16 protein-coding genes are annotated in these 15,802 nt (G+C 69.0%); 12 read left to right on the top strand and 4 right to left on the bottom strand.

Going from position 1 to position 15,802, the window contains the following annotated elements:
• The first annotated feature begins 61 nt into the window (after positions 1–61).
• Genes A5757_RS01500 through A5757_RS01490 form a run of 3 tightly spaced genes read left to right on the top strand, consistent with a single transcriptional unit; the run spans position 62 to position 3,820 of the window.
• On the top strand, positions 62–1,759 hold the full coding sequence (locus A5757_RS01500; RefSeq protein ID WP_066828195.1) for an AMP-binding protein: 1,698 nt from the start codon (positions 62–64) through the stop codon (positions 1,757–1,759).
• Positions 1,756–3,378: an AMP-binding protein gene (locus A5757_RS01495; RefSeq protein ID WP_066828194.1), complete on the top strand. Its 1,623-nt coding sequence runs from the start codon at positions 1,756–1,758 to the stop codon at positions 3,376–3,378. The genes A5757_RS01500 and A5757_RS01495 overlap by 4 nt, the downstream gene beginning before the upstream one ends.
• 52 nt (positions 3,379–3,430) lie before the next feature.
• Entirely contained in the window at positions 3,431–3,820 is a 390-nt protein-coding gene (locus A5757_RS01490) for a hypothetical protein (RefSeq protein ID WP_066828193.1), read from the top strand.
• Here A5757_RS01490 and A5757_RS01485 read toward each other — a convergent pair.
• Positions 3,798–4,934: an FAD-dependent oxidoreductase gene (locus tag A5757_RS01485; RefSeq protein WP_066828192.1), complete on the bottom strand. Its 1,137-nt coding sequence runs from the start codon at positions 4,932–4,934 to the stop codon at positions 3,798–3,800. The two genes, A5757_RS01490 and A5757_RS01485, sit on opposite strands and share 23 nt — an antisense overlap.
• 97 nt (positions 4,935–5,031) lie before the next feature.
• On the opposite strand from A5757_RS01485, the gene A5757_RS01480 reads away from it, so the two are divergent.
• From A5757_RS01480 to A5757_RS01470, 3 genes are all read left to right on the top strand, one after another.
• Positions 5,032–5,571, top strand: coding sequence for a TetR family transcriptional regulator (locus tag A5757_RS01480; protein ID WP_066828191.1), 540 nt, complete (start codon positions 5,032–5,034; stop codon positions 5,569–5,571).
• A gap of 61 nt (positions 5,572–5,632) precedes the next feature.
• Entirely contained in the window at positions 5,633–5,845 is a 213-nt protein-coding gene (locus A5757_RS01475; RefSeq protein ID WP_066828190.1) for a DUF3072 domain-containing protein, read from the top strand.
• Positions 5,845–6,093 (top strand): hypothetical protein, encoded by a 249-nt coding sequence (locus tag A5757_RS01470; RefSeq protein WP_066828189.1) that lies wholly within the window; start codon positions 5,845–5,847, stop codon positions 6,091–6,093. The genes A5757_RS01475 and A5757_RS01470 overlap by 1 nt, the downstream gene beginning before the upstream one ends.
• Before the next feature lie 10 nt (positions 6,094–6,103).
• On the opposite strand, the gene A5757_RS01465 is transcribed toward A5757_RS01470, so the two are convergent.
• The gene (locus A5757_RS01465) at positions 6,104–7,579 is read right to left on the bottom strand and encodes a carboxyl transferase domain-containing protein (RefSeq protein ID WP_066828188.1); all 1,476 of its coding nucleotides are present in this window, start codon (positions 7,577–7,579) and stop codon (positions 6,104–6,106) included.
• Between the two features lie 28 nt (positions 7,580–7,607).
• Between A5757_RS01465 and A5757_RS01460 the strand changes: the two genes are divergently transcribed.
• From A5757_RS01460 to A5757_RS01435, 6 genes are read left to right on the top strand one after another with little or no spacing between them, the layout of a single operon-like run.
• Positions 7,608–8,342 carry an enoyl-CoA hydratase gene (locus tag A5757_RS01460; RefSeq protein WP_066828187.1) on the top strand — a complete coding sequence of 245 codons (735 nt, stop codon included), beginning with the start codon at positions 7,608–7,610 and terminating at the stop codon, positions 8,340–8,342.
• A 1-nt stretch (position 8,343) separates the two neighbouring features.
• Positions 8,344–9,456, top strand: a complete 1,113-nt coding sequence (locus tag A5757_RS01455; RefSeq protein WP_066828186.1) for an MBL fold metallo-hydrolase — start codon at positions 8,344–8,346, stop codon at positions 9,454–9,456.
• 17 nt (positions 9,457–9,473) lie between these two features.
• The gene (locus tag A5757_RS01450; RefSeq protein ID WP_066828185.1) at positions 9,474–11,066 is read left to right on the top strand and encodes a serine hydrolase; all 1,593 of its coding nucleotides are present in this window, start codon (positions 9,474–9,476) and stop codon (positions 11,064–11,066) included.
• Positions 11,063–13,468: a cation-translocating P-type ATPase gene (locus tag A5757_RS01445; RefSeq protein WP_066828184.1), complete on the top strand. Its 2,406-nt coding sequence runs from the start codon at positions 11,063–11,065 to the stop codon at positions 13,466–13,468. Before A5757_RS01450 ends, A5757_RS01445 begins: the two co-directional genes overlap by 4 nt.
• Before the next feature lie 9 nt (positions 13,469–13,477).
• Positions 13,478–13,690, top strand: coding sequence for an antitoxin (locus A5757_RS01440; RefSeq protein WP_066828183.1), 213 nt, complete (start codon positions 13,478–13,480; stop codon positions 13,688–13,690).
• 3 nt (positions 13,691–13,693) lie between these two features.
• Positions 13,694–14,143 carry an SRPBCC family protein gene (locus A5757_RS01435; RefSeq protein ID WP_066828182.1) on the top strand — a complete coding sequence of 150 codons (450 nt, stop codon included), beginning with the start codon at positions 13,694–13,696 and terminating at the stop codon, positions 14,141–14,143.
• 92 nt (positions 14,144–14,235) lie between these two features.
• Here A5757_RS01435 and A5757_RS01430 read toward each other — a convergent pair whose 3' ends face one another.
• Both A5757_RS01430 and A5757_RS01425 read right to left on the bottom strand, forming a co-directional pair.
• The gene (locus A5757_RS01430) at positions 14,236–15,243 is read right to left on the bottom strand and encodes a GGDEF domain-containing protein (RefSeq protein WP_231983850.1); all 1,008 of its coding nucleotides are present in this window, start codon (positions 15,241–15,243) and stop codon (positions 14,236–14,238) included.
• 198 nt (positions 15,244–15,441) lie between these two features.
• The gene (locus A5757_RS01425) at positions 15,442–15,795 is read right to left on the bottom strand and encodes a hypothetical protein (RefSeq protein ID WP_231983853.1); all 354 of its coding nucleotides are present in this window, start codon (positions 15,793–15,795) and stop codon (positions 15,442–15,444) included.
• Positions 15,796–15,802: the final 7 nt, after the last annotated feature.

The following is a 15,802-nucleotide window of genomic DNA, read 5'->3' as shown; positions in this document are numbered from 1 at the left end:
GGACACGAGCACCCTCTTTCGGGGGTAGCGGCGGGCGGGTGTGATGTAGAGCATAGCCAGCATGAGCACCAACACGGATGTCTACCGAGCCGCGCGGGATCACCTGGTGAACGTCATCGGCGACTACCGCGCAGCCGCCGAGACATTCACCTGGCCGCGGCTGACCGGTTCGTTCAATTGGGCATGCGACTGGTTCGACGTCATCGCCCGCGACCCCGCCAACCAGGATCGGCCCGCGCTGTGGATCGTCGAGGAGGACGGCAGCGAGCAGCGCGTCACCTTCGCCGAGATGGCGGATCGCTCCGATCGTGTCGCGACCTGGCTGGAACAGCACGGTGTCGGCAAGGGCGACCGCGTCATTCTGATGCTCGGCAACCAGACCGAACTCTGGGAGGCGATGCTGGGGATCGCCAAACTCGGCGCCGTCATCATGCCGACCACCGGTGCGCTCGGGCCCGCAGACCTCGCCGACCGGATCACGCGCGGAGGGGCCGGCTACGTGATCGCCAACGTCGCGGACACCGCCAAATTCGACGACGTGCCCGGCGACTACACCCGCATCGTCGTCGGCGGACCCGTCGCGGGCTGGCACCCCTACGCCGACGCCTACGACACGGCCTCGGACGGACCGTTCGCCGCGCGCACCACGGTCGACGATTCGATGCTCATCTACTTCACCTCCGGCACCACGAGTAAGCCCAAGCTGGTCGAGCACTCACAGATCAGCTATCCCCTCGGACACCTCACCACGATGGCGTGGATCGGGGTGCGGCCCGGCGACGTGCATCTGGCGATCAGCTCGCCGGGCTGGGCCAAACACGCGTGGAGTTGCTTCTTCGCGCCGTGGATCGCCGAAGCGACGATCTTCGTCTACAACTACCGCCGTTTCGACGCCGCCGCGCTGTTGCATCAACTCGACCGCGCCGGGGTCAATACGTTCTGCGCGCCACCGACAGTGTGGCGCATGCTCATTCAAAGCGACCTCGGCGCCAGGCCTGCCGGCCTGCGGGAGGTTCTCGGCGCGGGGGAGCCGCTGAATCCCGACGTCATCGCGCAGGTGGAGAAGGGTTGGGGCCTGACGATCCGCGACGGCTTCGGTCAGACCGAGACCACGCTGCAGATCGGCAACACCCCGGGCGCCCCGGTCAAGGCGGGCTCGATGGGCCGCCCCATGCCGGGCGTGCCGGTCGTCCTCGTCGACCCGCTCACCGGCGCCCCCGCCGACGAGGGCGAGATCTGTCTGCGCCTGGACCCGAGACCGCTGAACCTCATGACGGGTTACCTCGACGATCCGGCGCGCAACGCGGCCGTCACGGAAGGCGGCTACTACCACACCGGCGACGTCGCCCACCGCGACGAGGACGGCTACATCACCTACATCGGGCGCACCGACGACGTGTTCAAGTCCTCGGACTACAAGGTGTCGCCGTTCGAGCTGGAGAGCGTGCTCATCGAGCACCCAGCGGTCGTCGAGGCGGCGGTGGTGCCCCAGCCCGACGACACCCGGCTCGCGGTGCCCAAGGCCTACATCGCGCTGGCCGCCGGCTGGAATGCCGACGCCGACACCGCAACCCAGATCTTCGAGTACGCCCGCGACCACCTCGCGCCGTATCTGAAGGTGCGCCGCATCGAGTTCTACGATCTGCCCAAGACCATCTCGGGCAAGATTCGCCGCGTCGAGTTGCGCCACCGCGAGGAGCGGGCCGCCGGCACACCCATCGCCACCGAATACCGATACGAGGACCTGGTGACCGGATGACCTCCTACGCTGCCGGACCGACCGACACCCCCATCCTCGAGGACACCATCGGGGCGAACTTCGAACGGACGGTCGCGGCCCACCCCGACACCGACGCCCTCGTCGAGGTCGCCACCGGACGACGCTGGACCTACGCCGAGCTTGACGCCGAAATCAATGCGGTGGCGCGGGGTTTCATCGCGCTCGGCGTGCAGCGCGGTGAGCGGGTGGGGATCTGGGCGCCCAACTGCGCGGAGTGGACCATCGTGCAGTACGCCACCGCCAAGATCGGCGCGATCCTGGTCAACATCAACCCGGCCTACCGCACGCACGAATTGGCCTACGTCCTGCGGCAATCCGGCGTCCGGACGTTGATCTCGGCGGCGACATTCAAGACCTCGGACTACGCGGCGATGGTCGACGAGGTGCGTCCGCAGTGCGACGACCTGCGCGAGGTGGTGTTCCTGGGCACCGACGACTGGACGGCGCTGGTCCGCGGTGCCGACGCCGTCGGCGCGGACCAGCTGCGGGACCGCTCGGCGCAGCTGGACAGTCGCGACCCGATCAACATCCAGTACACGTCGGGCACCACCGGCTTCCCCAAGGGCGCAACGCTGTCGCACCGCAACATCCTCAACAACGGCTACTTCACCACCGAGCTCATCGCGCTGGGCCCGCAGGACCGGCTGTGCATCCCGGTGCCGTTCTACCATTGCTTCGGCATGGTGATGGGCAACCTCGGCTGCACCAGCCACGGCACGACGATGGTGATCCCGGCGCCCGGCTTCGATCCGGCGCTGACGTTGGCCGCGATCGAGAAAGAAAGGTGCACAGGCGTTTACGGCGTGCCCACGATGTTCATCGCGATGCTCGGCCACCCGGACTTCGCGTCGACCGATCTGTCGTCGCTGCGCACCGGCATCATGGCGGGCTCGGTGTGTCCGGTGGAGGTGATGAAGCGCTGCGTCAACGAGATGAACATGACGCAGGTGTCGATCGCCTACGGCATGACCGAGACGTCGCCCGTGTCGTGTCAGACGCGTATCGAGGACGACATGGACCGGCGCACCTCGACGATCGGGCGCGCGCACCCGCACATCGAGGTCAAAATCATCGACCCGGAAACCGGCCGCACCGTCGATCGGGGCCAGGCCGGCGAACTGTGCACCCGGGGGTACTCGGTGATGCTGGGGTACTGGCAGGACGACGAGAAGACGGCCCAGGCCATCGACGCCGACGGGTGGATGCACACCGGTGACCTCGCGGTGATGCGGGCGGACGGCTACTGCAACGTCGTCGGCCGGATCAAGGATCTGATCATCCGCGGCGGCGAGAACATCTATCCGCGGGAGGTCGAGGAGTTCCTCTACACCCATCCCGACGTCGAGGACGCCCAGGTCGTCGGTGTACCCGACGAAAAGTACGGCGAAGAGGTCTGCGCCTGGATCCGGATGCGGCCGGACCGTTCGCCGCTGACCGCCGAAGCGGTGCGGGCCTTCGCGTCGGGCAAGTTGGCGCACTACAAGATCCCGCGCTATGTGCACGTCGCCGAGGAATTCCCGATGACGGTCACCGGCAAGGTGCGCAAAGTGGAGATGCGCGAACGCAGCATCGAGCTGTTCACCCCGAATCTGCGCTGATCCCGACGGCGGTTGGGCTGCCGACGCGCGTCCGGCCTGTCAGGATGGGGTGATGCCGGCTGCGCTGGGGCGACGTCTCTACGCGGGGCTGGCCGCCGGCTCGGCCGGGGTGCACACCGCACTGCTCGGGCACGCCGGCGGGGTGGCGGCGGCGGTGGTGCTCGCGACGATGATCGCCGGCTGCCTGTGGTGCGCCTGGCACCTGTGGCAGCGCGACACGCTGACCGCCTGGCTCACCGTCGCGTTGATGAGCCTGGCCATGCTCGCGGTCCACACCCCGATGCCCGCGCACCACCATGCGCCGGCCGCGGCCGGGGACGTCCCGGTACTGATCGCGGTGGCGATGGCGGTCGCCGCGGTCGAGGTGATCGTCGCCGGGATGGTGCTGTACGTCCGCACTCGGCACCGCGGTGCGCTGCTCACCGGTACACCAGGCCGCTGAGCCGCCACGCCAGCCCACGGCGCACGGCCGGCAGCCGACCAGCCGCACGAATTACGGTGTTGCGCAGCGGCCTTGCGGCGCGGGGCAGGGTCGCCAACCGGGTCAGCCGATCGGTCATGGCCACCACGTCCTCGGCGATCGGACGCCGGACACTGCGGTAATCGTCGAGAGCGGTATCCGTTCCGCCCAGTGCCGCTGTCAGCGCATCGCCGAGCGCCACCGCGTCCTGGATGCCGAGGTTCATCCCCTGGCCACCCGCCGGGCTGTGGACGTGGGCGGCGTCGCCGGCAAGCAGCACCCGTCCGACCCGGAAGGTGTCGGCCACCCGGTGCTGGACCCGGAACCGCGAACCCCACACCACGTCGTCGACGCGCATCCGTCCGGCGCCGGTGCCGCGCTCGTCGAGGAGGTGCTGGACGAAGGCGGGCGACGGCGCTTCAGGAGCCTCGGATACGGGCGCGACGATGCGGTGCACGCCGCCGGGCAGTGGGGCCACGACGGTCAGCCCGGCGGCGGCCCAGAAGAGGATGACCTCGCCGGCGGGGGCGTCACCGGAGAGTCGGACGTCGGCGAGGGTGAAGGTCTCGTCGTAGCGGCCGCCGCGGAACCCTATGCCCACCTGGGTCCGTACGCTGCTGTGGATGCCGTCCGCGCCGACCGCATAGCGGGTCCGCACGGTCGTGCCGTCGGCGAGGTCGGCGGTCACGCCCTTCTCGTCCTGGCGGAGCGCCACCAGGGTTTTGGGCCGCAGTACCCGCCCGCCCAGCTCGGTCAGCCGCCGGGACAGCACGGCCTCCGTCGTCGACTGGGGTGTCATCAGGCTGTACGGATACGCCGTCGGGAGTTGGGAGAAGTCGACCTCGATCAGACTGCGGGCGGCGTCCCGGATGGAGAATCGGGCCGCGGGTATGCCGGTGAGGATCAGTTCCTCCGCGACGCCGAGGGGTGCGAGAACTTCGAGGCTCCGGGCATTGACGACCGCGGCGCGTGACGCGTTCGCCCCCTCGGCCTGCCGGTCGACGACGACGGCGGACACCCCACGCTGGGCGAGGGCGCAGGCCAGCGTGAGACCCGTCGGCCCGGCGCCGACCACGAGTACATCGACATCGGCCATGGCCACTCTCCTCATAGCTATGCCAACGCTTGTTGGCATAGTCATCGTGCGCGCGTCGGCCCGCGATGTCAACAACTGTTGGCCTACAGTTGTTGGCATGCGTCGTTCCTCCGTCGATACGAAGGCGGTCATCCTCGCCGCGGCCCGCGAGCGGTTCGCACAGTCCGGCTATGAGCGCACGACGATCCGTGCCGTGGCCGCGGACGCGGAGATCGATCCGTCGATGGTGATGCGGTACTTCGGAAACAAGGAGAGCCTGTTCGCCGCGGCCGCACATTTCGATCTGGAACTGCCGGACCTGTCGGCGGTCGCCCCCGAAGCGGTAGGCCGGCGGCTCGTCGAGCACTTCGTCGACCGCTGGGAACGCGACGAGGCGCTGGTGGTGCTCCTGCGTTCTGCGGCGACCAACCCTGCGGCGGCGCAGCGGATGAGCGACATCTTCACGACCCAGCTGCTGCCGGTGGTCGCCGGAGACGACGGGGTGTCGGCGAGCCGGCGCGCCGGACTCATCGCCACCCAGATGTTGGGGCTCGCGCTGTGCCGCTACGTCCTGCAGCTGCCGCCGGTAGTCGCGATGACACGCGCCGAGCTGCGGGAATGGTTGGGGCCGACGCTGCAGCGGTACTTGCAGTCGTGATCCATCGCACGAATGTTCGACTGCGTGCATAGGCCCCCGGTCCAGCGGGCATAGGAACCCCATGACCGAACAACCAACCGCGGCTCCGCAGGAGAACGCACAGAAAGACCAATCCGAATGGGTGACCGGAGACGAGCCGATGACGGGTCCGCAGCGCAGCTACCTGCAGACCCTGGCCCGCGAGGCCAAGGAGGAGCTGCCCGAGAACATGACCAAGGCGCAGGCCTCGGAGATGATCGACCGCCTGCAGGGCCAGACCGGACGGGGACAGTGATGACGATCGATGCGACACATGTACGCGGCCTGCTCGATGCGGACGGCGAAGCCACCCTGGTCCTCATCGAGGGCCGGGCGGAGGTGGTGACGGAGGGCGATCTGCGGTCGGACCGCTACCAGGGTGCGCTCGAGGTGATCTCCCGCGCCGAACTGCTCAGGCGGACCGACGGCGCCGACCTGTCCGATCGCGAACTCGAGGAGCAGGCCGCGGCGCTGAACACCGCGGTCGACGAACTCGGCGGCTGACCCACAGATGTCAGTCGGGCAGCCCGATGCGGCGGTAGCGCTCGAGCCGGTGCGCCAGCCGGGTCTCGGCCGGGACGTTCCGTAGCGCGGCCAGTTCGACGGCGATGGTCGCCGACAGCCGGCGGGTGAACTCGAGCGGTTCGTCGGCGGCGTCGGGATGCTCGCCGACGATCACGTCGACGATGCCGCGTCGCAGCAGATCGGCCGACCGGATGCCCTGAGCGGCGGCGAGTTCCGGGGCGTGGTCGAGGTCCCGGTAGACGATGGCACTCGCGCCCTCCGGCGGCAGCGGGGCCAGCCAGCCGTGCAGGGCGGCCAGCACCCGGTCGGCCGGCACCATCGCCAGTGCGGGCCCGCCGGACCCCTGGCCGAGCAGCACCGACACCGTCGGTGTGTCGAGGGTGACCAGCTCGGCCAGGCAGCGGGCGATTTCACCCGCCAGACCGCCTTCCTCCGCCTCGACGGTGAGCGCCGGGCCCGCGGTGTCGATCACCAGCACCAGCGGCAGCTGCAGTTCCGCGGCCAGCGCCATCCCGCGGCGAGCCTCCCGCAGTGCGGCCGGCCCGACCATCCCGCCCACCAGCCGCTGTTGCCCCAGCACCACCGCCGGCTGACCGCCGAAGCGGGCCAGGGCCAGTAGCGTCGTCGCGGCCTCGCCCTGATCGGTGCCCGACAGCAGCACCCGCTCGGTGGTGCCGTGGCGCAGCAGATACCCGATGCCGGGCCGATCCGGACGCCGGGAGATCTCTACCGAATCCCAGGCCGGGACGTCGGCGATCGGCTCCGGTGCCGGGGGCGGTGGCGGTTCATCCGGCGGGTCGGCGACGACGGTCAGCGCCCGGTCCAGCGTCATCCGCAGCGACTCCAACGGCACCACACCGTCGATGACTCCGTGCCGGTAGAGGTTCTCGGCGGTCTGGATACCCGACGGGAACGGTTCGCCGTAGAGGTGCTCGTACACCCGAGGCCCGAGGAAACCGATCAGCGCCCCGGGTTCGGCGGCGGTGATGTGACCGAGCGAGCCCCACGACGCGAACACCCCGCCGGTGGTGGGGTGGCGCAGATAGACCAGATAGGGCAGCTGCGCCCGCTTGTGCAGTTCGACGGCGGCGGCGATCTTCACCATCTGCAGGAACGCAACGGTGCCCTCCTGCATCCGGGTGCCGCCGGAACTCGGGGACGCGACCAGCGGGAGCCGCTCAGCGGTGGCCCGCTGCACCGCCGCGGTGATGCGTTCGGCGGCGGCCACCCCGATGGACCCGGCGAGGAAGTCGAACTCGCAGGCCAGCACCGCCACCCGGCGGCCGAACACGCGGCCCTCACCGGTCAGCACCGATTCGTCCAGCCCGGTCGCCGCGGCGGCCGCGGCCAGTTCGGCGCGGTAGTCGTCGGTGGTGGCGATCTCCAACGGCGGGGTGTCCCAGCTGCGGAAGGACCCGGGGTCGAGCACCGTGTCCCGCAGCTGTATGGCACTGATCCGACTCATCTCAGCAAGGCTAGTTAGGCTGGCCGCCATGATTGGACTGACCCGTGACGGCCACGTGCTGACCATCGAGATGCAGCGTGTCGAGCGCCGCAACGCCCTCAACAGCGAACTCGTCGACGGCCTGCGTGAAGCGATCGAGAAGGCCGCGTCGGAGGACGTCCGCGCGATCGTGCTGACCGGCCAGGGCCACGTGTTCAGTTCCGGAGCGGACCTGTCGGGCGGCCAGGGCGTCGCCGACGAGCTGCCCGAGAAGGCCAGGGCGCTCAACATCGCCATCGACCAGGCGCCCGTGCCGGTCATCGGCGCGGTCAACGGTCCGGCGATCGGCGCCGGAGTCATCCTGTCGATGATCTGCGATCTGCGGGTGGTGGCCCCCGAGGCCTACTTCCAGTTCCCTGTCGCGAAATACGGTATCGCGCTGGACAATTGGAGCATCCGCCGACTGACGTCGCTGGTCGGGGCCGGCCGGGCCCGGGGGATGCTGCTCGCCGCGGAGCGGCTCACCGCCGATATGGCGCTGCAAACCGGCATGGCCAACCGGCTCGGCACGCTCTCGGACGCCCAGGCGTGGGCCCAGGAGATCGCCGGCTACGCGCCGCTGGCGTTGCAGCACGCCAAACGCGTCCTCAACGACGACGGCGCCTACGAGGACCCGTGGCCCGCCCACACCGAACTCTTCGACCGCGCGTGGGCCAGCGAGGACATCATCGAAGCCCAGGTCGCCCGCATCGAAAAGCGCCCGCCGCGGTTCAAGGGAGCCTGACATGCTGCGCGCCGCACTGCGATTCGGCTTCGGCACGGCCTCCCTGCTGGCCGGGGGCTGGGTGCTGCGCGCACTGCAGGGCACCCCGGCGTCGCTCGGTGCGACGCCCGCCGACATCGCGGCAGTCGCCCGCCGGTCACCCCAGTTCCACGACGGCGCCTTCGTCAATACGGAACCCGCCGCCACGATGAGCCTCGACGCCGAGGCGCGTCGCCTGCTGCTCCGCGAGCTCGTCACCGCGGGCAACGGCAGGCCGGGCGCACCCATCCCGGTCGTCGAACCGGCACGCATCGACGCCGACGCCGCCGGACTGGCCGCGTACTGGCACGGGCACTCCTCGGTGCTGGTCGAAGTGGATGGATATCGGGTACTGACCGATCCGATCTGGAGCCGGCGGTGTTCGCCGTCGCGCAACATCGGCCCGGAGCGGCTGCACGAACCTCCGGTGGCGCTGGAACGACTGCCCGCCGTGGACGCCGTCATCATCAGCCACGACCACTACGACCACCTCGACATGGACACGATCCTCGGGTTGGCCCGCACCCAGCGCGCCCCATTCGTCGTCCCCCTCGGCGTCGGTGCCCATCTCCGGGTGTGGGGTATCGCCGAACACCGCATCGTGGAACTGGACTGGAACGAGAGCCACCAGCTCGGCGATCTCACCCTGGTGTGCACCCCGGCCCGGCACTTCTCCGGTCGCCTGTTCACCCGCAACACCACGCTGTGGTCCTCGTGGGCGATCAAGGGTCCGAAGAACAGCGTCTTCTTCGGCGGCGACACCGGCTACACCCGCAGCTTCACCGACACCGCCGAGGCGCACGGTCCGTTCGATCTGACGCTGCTGCCCATCGGGGCCTACCACCCGGCGTGGCCGGACATCCACATGAACCCGGAGGAGGCGGTGCGCGCCCACCGCGACGTCACCGATGCCGGCACCGGGCTGCTGGTGCCGATCCACTGGGCCACGTTCCGGTTGGCGCCGCACCCGTGGGCGGAGCCGGTCGAGCGGTTGCTGACGGCCGCCGACGAGCAGGGCGTGCACGTCGCGGTGCCCAAACCCGGTCAGCGGATCGAACGGGACGCGATCATGATCGACCCGTGGTGGGAACTCTGACGCGCTAGCGTGCAGCTGTGACCCCCCGACTTCTGCCGCTCGCGGCGCTCGCCGCGGCGCTGACCCTCGTGGCGGCGTGCGATTCCCGACCGGCCGCCGAGCCGCAGTCGACGCAGCCCGCCGCGGCGCCCACGCTGTCGGATGTGCCGCCCCCGCTCGTCCCCGCCATGCCGCTGCCCGAAGACGCGGTCGGCAAGGCCGTCGCCCAACTGGACGGGCTCGCCGAGAAGCTGATGACCGATTCCGGGATCCCCGGGATGGCGGTCGCCGTCGTGCACGGGGCAGACGTCGTGTATGCCAAGGGCTTCGGGGTCACCGATGTTCGCACCGGCGCGAAGGTCGACCCCGACACGGTGTTTCAGCTCGCGTCGCTGTCCAAACCCTTGGGCGCCACCGTCGTCGCGCAGCAGGTGAGCGAGGGTGCGATCGGCTGGGACACCCCGGTGGTGTCGAAGCTGCCGTGGTTCGCGCTGTCGGACCCCGCAGTCACGCAGATGGTCACCGTCGGCGATCTGTACGCGCATCGCTCCGGGCTGCCCGACCACGCCGGTGACCGTCTCGAGGACCTCGGCTACGACCGACGCGCCATTCTCGAACGGTTGCGGCAGCTTCCGCTTGCTCCGTTCCGAGATAGCTACGCCTACACCAACTTCGGGCTCACCGCCGGCGCGGAGGCGGTGGCCACGAGTGCCGGCAAGTCGTGGGAGACGCTCAGCGAGGAGGTGCTGTACCGGCCGCTGGGGATGACGTCGACCAGCTCCCGGTTCGCCGACTACGAGGCCCGACCCGATCGTGCGGTGGGCCACATTCATGTGGACGGCCGGTACGAGCCGCGCTACGTCCGCAACGCCGACGCGGAGGGGCCGGCCGGAGGAGTGAGTTCGTCGGTCAACGACATGACGAAATGGCTCACGATGGTGCTCGCCGACGGTAAGGCCGGCGATCGGCAGATCATCGAGCCCGATGCGCTGCTGCCCGCGCTCACCCCGCAGAGCGTCGCAAGTCGGGGATCGGAGCCCGCGATGCGCAGCGGTTTCTACGGCTACGGGTTCAACGTCGGCACCACATCGGGGGCGCGCCAGCAGCTCAGCCACTCGGGCGCCTTCGAATTGGGCGCCGGTACGACCTTCGTGATCCTGCCGTCGGCCGACGTCGCGATCGTCGCCCTGACCAACGCGACCCCGTCCGGAGTGCCCGAGTCGCTGACCGCCCAGTTCGCCGACCTCGTCCAGTTCGGCGAGGTCCGCGAGGACTGGTATGCGCTGTACAAAGCGCCGTTCGAGCAGATGGAGCAGCCGGTCGGCGACCTCGTCGGCAAGCCGCGCCCGGTCAACCCGGCGCCGTCCCCGCCGCCCGCGAGCCTGGCCGGCGTCTACGACAACGCGTTCTGGGGGCCCGCCACGGTCACTGAAGCCGGCGGCACGCTCGGACTGCGAATCGGCCCGCGCGGCGACACCTGGCCGTTGAAGCACTGGGACGCCAACGTGTTCACGTTCGAGTTCGTCTCGGAGAACTCCCCGCCCGGCTCGGTGTCGAAGGCGACCTTCGACGGTGACCGCCTGACGCTGGAGTACTTCGACGACCACCACGACGGAGTCTTCGTCAAATGAGCCTGGCGGTGGTCACCGGGCTGACCGACGCGCAGGTCGCCGAGCGGGTCGCGGCAGGCCAGACCAACGATGTCCCGACGCGGGCGGCGCGCAGCACCGGAGAGATCGTGCGCGCCAACATCTTCACCCGGATCAACGCGATCCTCGGCGTGCTGTTCGTCATCGTGCTGTCGACCGGCTCGCTCATCAACGGCGCGTTCGGCCTGCTGATCATCGCCAACAGCGCGATCGGCATCATCCAGGAACTGCGGGCCAAGAAGACCCTGGACAAACTCGCGATCGTCGGACAGGCCAAACCCGTGGTGCGCAGGAGCACCGGCACCGGCACCGGGTCCTCGTCCACGTCGCAGCCGCTGTCCCCGAGTCAGGTCGTGCTCGACGACATCATCGAGCTGGGACCCGGCGATCAAATCGTCGTCGACGGTGAGGTCGTCGAAGACGCCAACCTCGAAGTCGACGAATCGCTGCTCACCGGTGAGGCCGATCCGATCGCGAAAGACGCCGGGGACCACGTGATGTCGGGCAGTTTCGTCGTCGCCGGGACGGGCGCCTACCGGGCCACCAAGGTCGGGCGGGAAGCGTATGCGGCCAAGCTCGCGGAGGAGGCCAGCAAGTTCACGCTGGTGAAATCCGAACTGCGTAACGGCATCAACCAGATCCTGCGGTTCATCACCTATCTACTCGTGCCCGCGGGCCTGCTCACCATCTACACGCAGCTGTTCACCACCGAATCCGGTTGGCAGCGTGCGGTACTCGCGATGGTCGGCGCGCTGGTGCCGATGGTGCCCGAAGGTCTGGTGTTGATGACGTCGATCGCGTTCGCGGTCGGTGTGGTGCGGCTGGGCCGGCGAAAGTGCCTGGTCAACGAACTGCCCGCGATCGAGGGGCTGGCCCGGGTCGACGTGGTGTGCGCCGACAAGACCGGCACACTGACCGAGAACGGGATGCGGCTGGCGGACGTGCGCGCCATCACCGAGGATCACGTGGAGGACGTCCTGGCGGCCATGGCCGCCGACGACAGCCGACCCAACGCCAGCATGCTGGCCATCGCGGAGGCGTACCCGGATCCGCCGGGCTGGACCGCCACCGCGACCGCACCGTTCAAGTCGGCCACCAAGTGGAGTGGCGTCTCGTTCGGTGCCCACGGCAACTGGGTGATCGGCGCCCCGGATGTGTTGCTGGATCCGGATTCTCCCGTCGCCGGACAGGCCGAGGAGATCGGCTCGCAGGGGCTGCGGGTGCTGCTGCTCGGCTCCTCGGATCTACCTGTCGACCATCCCGATGCGCCGGGCACCGTCACCCCGGTGGCGCTGGTGGTGCTCGAACAGCGGGTCCGCCCCGACGCCCGCGGCACCCTCGACTACTTCGCCAGCCAGCACGTGTCGATCAAGGTGATCTCCGGGGACAACGCGGTGTCGGTGAGCGCGGTCGCCGGCTCGCTGGGTCTGCACGGTGAGTGCATGGACGCCAGGAACCTGCCGCAGGCCGTCGGCGAACTTGCCGACACGCTGGAAACCCACACCACGTTCGGGCGGGTCCGGCCGGATCAGAAGCGTGCGATGGTGCATGCGCTCCAGTCGCACGGGCACACCGTGGCGATGACCGGCGACGGCGTCAACGACGTACTGGCGCTCAAGGACGCCGACATCGGCGTGGCGATGGGCGCAGGCAGCCCGGCGTCGCGCGCCGTCGCGCAGATCGTGTTGCTGGACAACAAGTTCGCAACGCTGCCCTACGTGGTGGCCGAGGGCCGCCGGGTGATCGGCAACATCGAACGGGTCTCGAATCTGTTCCTCACCAAGACCGTCTACTCGGTGCTGCTGGCCGTGCTGGTCGGATTGGCGGGGCTGGGCTCGAAACTGTTCGGCACCGACCCGCTGCTGTTCCCGTTCCAGCCGATCCACGTCACGATCGCCGCCTGGTTCACCATCGGCATCCCGGCGTTCATCCTGTCGCTGGCGCCCAACCACGAACGCGCCCGACCCGGGTTCGTCCGCCGCGTCATGACCGCGGCGCTGCCGTCGGGAGTGGTGGTGGGCACCGCGACGTTCGTGTCGTATCTGGTGGCCTACCAGGGCCGCGCAGCCACCGAGACCGAGCAGGTGCAGGCGTCGACCGCCGCGTTGATCACACTGCTCGTGAGCGCGGTATGGGTGCTGGCGGTGGTGGCCCGGCCGTACGAGTGGTGGCGGATCGCGCTGGTGGCGGGTTCGGCGCTGGCCTACCTGGTGATTTTCTCGCTGCCCCTGGCGCAGGAACTGTTCATCCTGGACCCGACGAACATCGAGGTCACGTCGATCGCGCTCGCGATCGGTGCGCTCGGGGCAGTGCTGATCGAGGCGCTGTGGTGGGTGCAGGGCCGGGTCCTCGGCGAACGCCGACGGCTCTGGCGTGACCGGTAAGCTGACGTCATGGCTCTATTCGACAAGGTGAAGAACTGGGTGTCGAAGAATCCCGACAAGGCCGGCCAGGCCATCGAGAAGGCCGGCGATTTCTTCGACCAGAAGACGCAGGGCAAGTACACCGACAAGGTGAACAAGGCGCAGAGCGCCGCGCGGTCATACGTCGACAAGAACAACCCCGGCGGTCCCGTGAACCCGCAGAACCCGCCGCTGCACCCCTGACCCATGGCCAAGCTCTCGGTTTCGGTCGACGTGCCGCTGCCGCCGGACAAGGCGTGGGCGTGCGCGTCCGATCTGGCGCGATACAAGGAATGGCTGAGCATCCACCGGGTGTGGCGGTCCAAGCTGCCCGAGACCCTGGAGAAGGGGACCCGGATCGACTCGATCGTCGAGGTCATGGGCCTGGCGACCCGGATGCAGTGGACGATCGTGAACTACAAGCCGCCGCAGACCATGACCCTCAACGGTGACGGCAAGGGCGGCGTCAAGGTGAAGATGATCGGCAAGGTCCGCCCGGCCGAGAACGGCGACGAATCCTGTTCGACGGTCACCTTCGACGTGCACCTCGGCGGCCCCGCGCTGTTCGGCCCGATCGGCATGGTCGTCGCCTCGGCACTGAAAAACGACATCCGCGAATCGCTGGAGCGCTTCAAAGCGGTCTTCGCCCCCGCCTGACCCCCCTTTTTTTTTCCGCCCAAATGATCAAACGGGCGGAAAAGTGCGAGTGGAATCGGGCGAAACGTTGATCTCGGCGCGCGCCGGAACCCTCAGCGGTGTGCGACGCCGAAGTGGTGGCAGCGGTTCCCGCCCGCCCGCTTCGCGTCGTACATCGCGGCGTCCGCGGCACTGATGAGCCGGTCGATCCACGACGCGTCCGGTGTCCCTTCGGCATCCGCCAGCGGCATCGTCGCGGTGCCGACGCTGGCGGTGATGGGAATCGGGAGTGCGGCGACCTCCGCGCAGATCTGCTCCGCGAGCGATCCGGGGTCCGCCGAACTGCGCACCGCAGCGATGACGAACTCCTCGCCGCCGCTACGGCCGATCACCGTGTCCTCACCCCCGGCGGCCCGGCGCAGTGCCTCGGCGACGGCGATCAACGCGCCGTCGCCGGCCTGGTGGCCGTAGGTGTCGTTGATCCGCTTGAACTTGTCCAGATCCACCAACGCGATCAACAGATGGCCCTCGGAGCCGGGCTGCTGTCCGGTGAGCAACTTCGCGCTGTGCAGGAAGAACGCGCGCCGGTTGAGCAGCCCGGTGAGCGGATCCTCCTCGGCGCGCACCAGATCCTTGCGCAGCGCGCGGACCAGGACGTAGATCGCCACCGGCATGGCGACGTTGATCTGCAGCACGATGAACAGGTCGACGATGCCCATCGCCGGGTGTCCGGTCAGCGCGATCCGCCACGCTGCGCTGACGGCGACCGCCGTGGTGACGAGGAAGTTGTACACGACCAGGGCAGTCGAGTGGAAGAACGCGATGTAGGCCGCCATCGTCGCGAACGACACGCTTCCCACCAGCGTCCCGTGCGGATTCGGATAGGCCAGACACGACAGCGCGATGGAGGCGTTGGACACGACGGCGAAGAGGATCGACTGAAAATGGGTCGGCCACCGCCACGCCCACAACACGACACCGAAGATGCCGCCGGCCATCGCGGTCCATGTCAGAGCGGCCTGCAGATCGCTGACCGGGCCGTCGAAGTGGAGCAGGACGAACAGGCAGATCGACAGCGATCCCGCGATGCCGGCCATCATGGCCCGGACGGCCGTGGTCATACCTCGGGATGCCAGGTAGTCGCTGATCCACTCGTAGTGGCGGGCAGCGGACCGCAGGTAAGTCGACCAAGCCGCCGCCATCACCGCCGCTCCCCGTATTGCAGCCGACCGGGTGGTCCTAATAGGACGTGCCCGGCGAACTCGCCCAGGGTACTACGGGGTACCACTCGGCCCGTCAGGGGATGACCGAACCGTCGCTCACGGCGTCGGGCCGGCCTGACGTTCCGCGGCCTGGCGCGCTTCGCGCTCCTCATGGATGCGCACCAGTTCGCGGAACCCGAGCCGGTGGTATTTCGGGACCGGCTGTACGCCCCACTCGTCCTGGGCGGTGTCCTTGCCTTCGGCGCCCTCCGGCGGCCCCAGCGGCGGGTAGGGCACCTTGCACTCGAGCGCGTCGTCGGAGTAGCGCACCTTGAGCAGTTCGCTACAGATCTCGGTGAAGCTCAAAGTCGGGTAGCCGTAGTACACCGCCATGAACGGCAGCGTGAAAGCGCCTTCGATGACGAGCGCCACCAGGCACACCAGCACCGCCCGCTTGATGTAGCGGTGCATGCGCGCG

This window comes from Mycobacterium sp. 852013-51886_SCH5428379 (assembly GCF_001665575.1).
GTDB lineage: Bacteria > Actinomycetota > Actinomycetes > Mycobacteriales > Mycobacteriaceae > Mycobacterium.
Note: the sequence above shows the minus strand (reverse complement) of the source record. Positions and strands in the feature narration are given on the sequence as shown.

Bases quoted from the DNA above. Each gene is read 5' to 3' on its own strand.
- A5757_RS01445 (WP_066828184.1), top strand. From the start codon at position 11,063: ATGAGCCTGGCGGTGGTCACCGGGCTGACCGACGCGCAGGTCGCCGAG.
- A5757_RS01495 (WP_066828194.1), top strand. From the start codon at position 1,756: ATGACCTCCTACGCTGCCGGACCGACCGACACCCCCATCCTCGAGGAC.
- A5757_RS01470 (WP_066828189.1), top strand. From the start codon at position 5,845: ATGACGATCGATGCGACACATGTACGCGGCCTGCTCGATGCGGACGGC.
- A5757_RS01500 (WP_066828195.1), top strand. From the start codon at position 62: ATGAGCACCAACACGGATGTCTACCGAGCCGCGCGGGATCACCTGGTG.
- A5757_RS01465 (WP_066828188.1), bottom strand. From the start codon at position 7,579: ATGAGTCGGATCAGTGCCATACAGCTGCGGGACACGGTGCTCGACCCC.
- A5757_RS01440 (WP_066828183.1), top strand. From the start codon at position 13,478: ATGGCTCTATTCGACAAGGTGAAGAACTGGGTGTCGAAGAATCCCGAC.
- A5757_RS01475 (WP_066828190.1), top strand. From the start codon at position 5,633: ATGACCGAACAACCAACCGCGGCTCCGCAGGAGAACGCACAGAAAGAC.
- A5757_RS01430 (WP_231983850.1), bottom strand. From the start codon at position 15,243: ATGACCACGGCCGTCCGGGCCATGATGGCCGGCATCGCGGGATCGCTG.
- A5757_RS01425 (WP_231983853.1), bottom strand. From the start codon at position 15,795: ATGCACCGCTACATCAAGCGGGCGGTGCTGGTGTGCCTGGTGGCGCTC.
- A5757_RS01490 (WP_066828193.1), top strand. From the start codon at position 3,431: ATGCCGGCTGCGCTGGGGCGACGTCTCTACGCGGGGCTGGCCGCCGGC.
- A5757_RS01455 (WP_066828186.1), top strand. From the start codon at position 8,344: ATGCTGCGCGCCGCACTGCGATTCGGCTTCGGCACGGCCTCCCTGCTG.
- A5757_RS01435 (WP_066828182.1), top strand. From the start codon at position 13,694: ATGGCCAAGCTCTCGGTTTCGGTCGACGTGCCGCTGCCGCCGGACAAG.
- A5757_RS01480 (WP_066828191.1), top strand. From the start codon at position 5,032: ATGCGTCGTTCCTCCGTCGATACGAAGGCGGTCATCCTCGCCGCGGCC.
- A5757_RS01460 (WP_066828187.1), top strand. From the start codon at position 7,608: ATGATTGGACTGACCCGTGACGGCCACGTGCTGACCATCGAGATGCAG.
- A5757_RS01485 (WP_066828192.1), bottom strand. From the start codon at position 4,934: ATGGCCGATGTCGATGTACTCGTGGTCGGCGCCGGGCCGACGGGTCTC.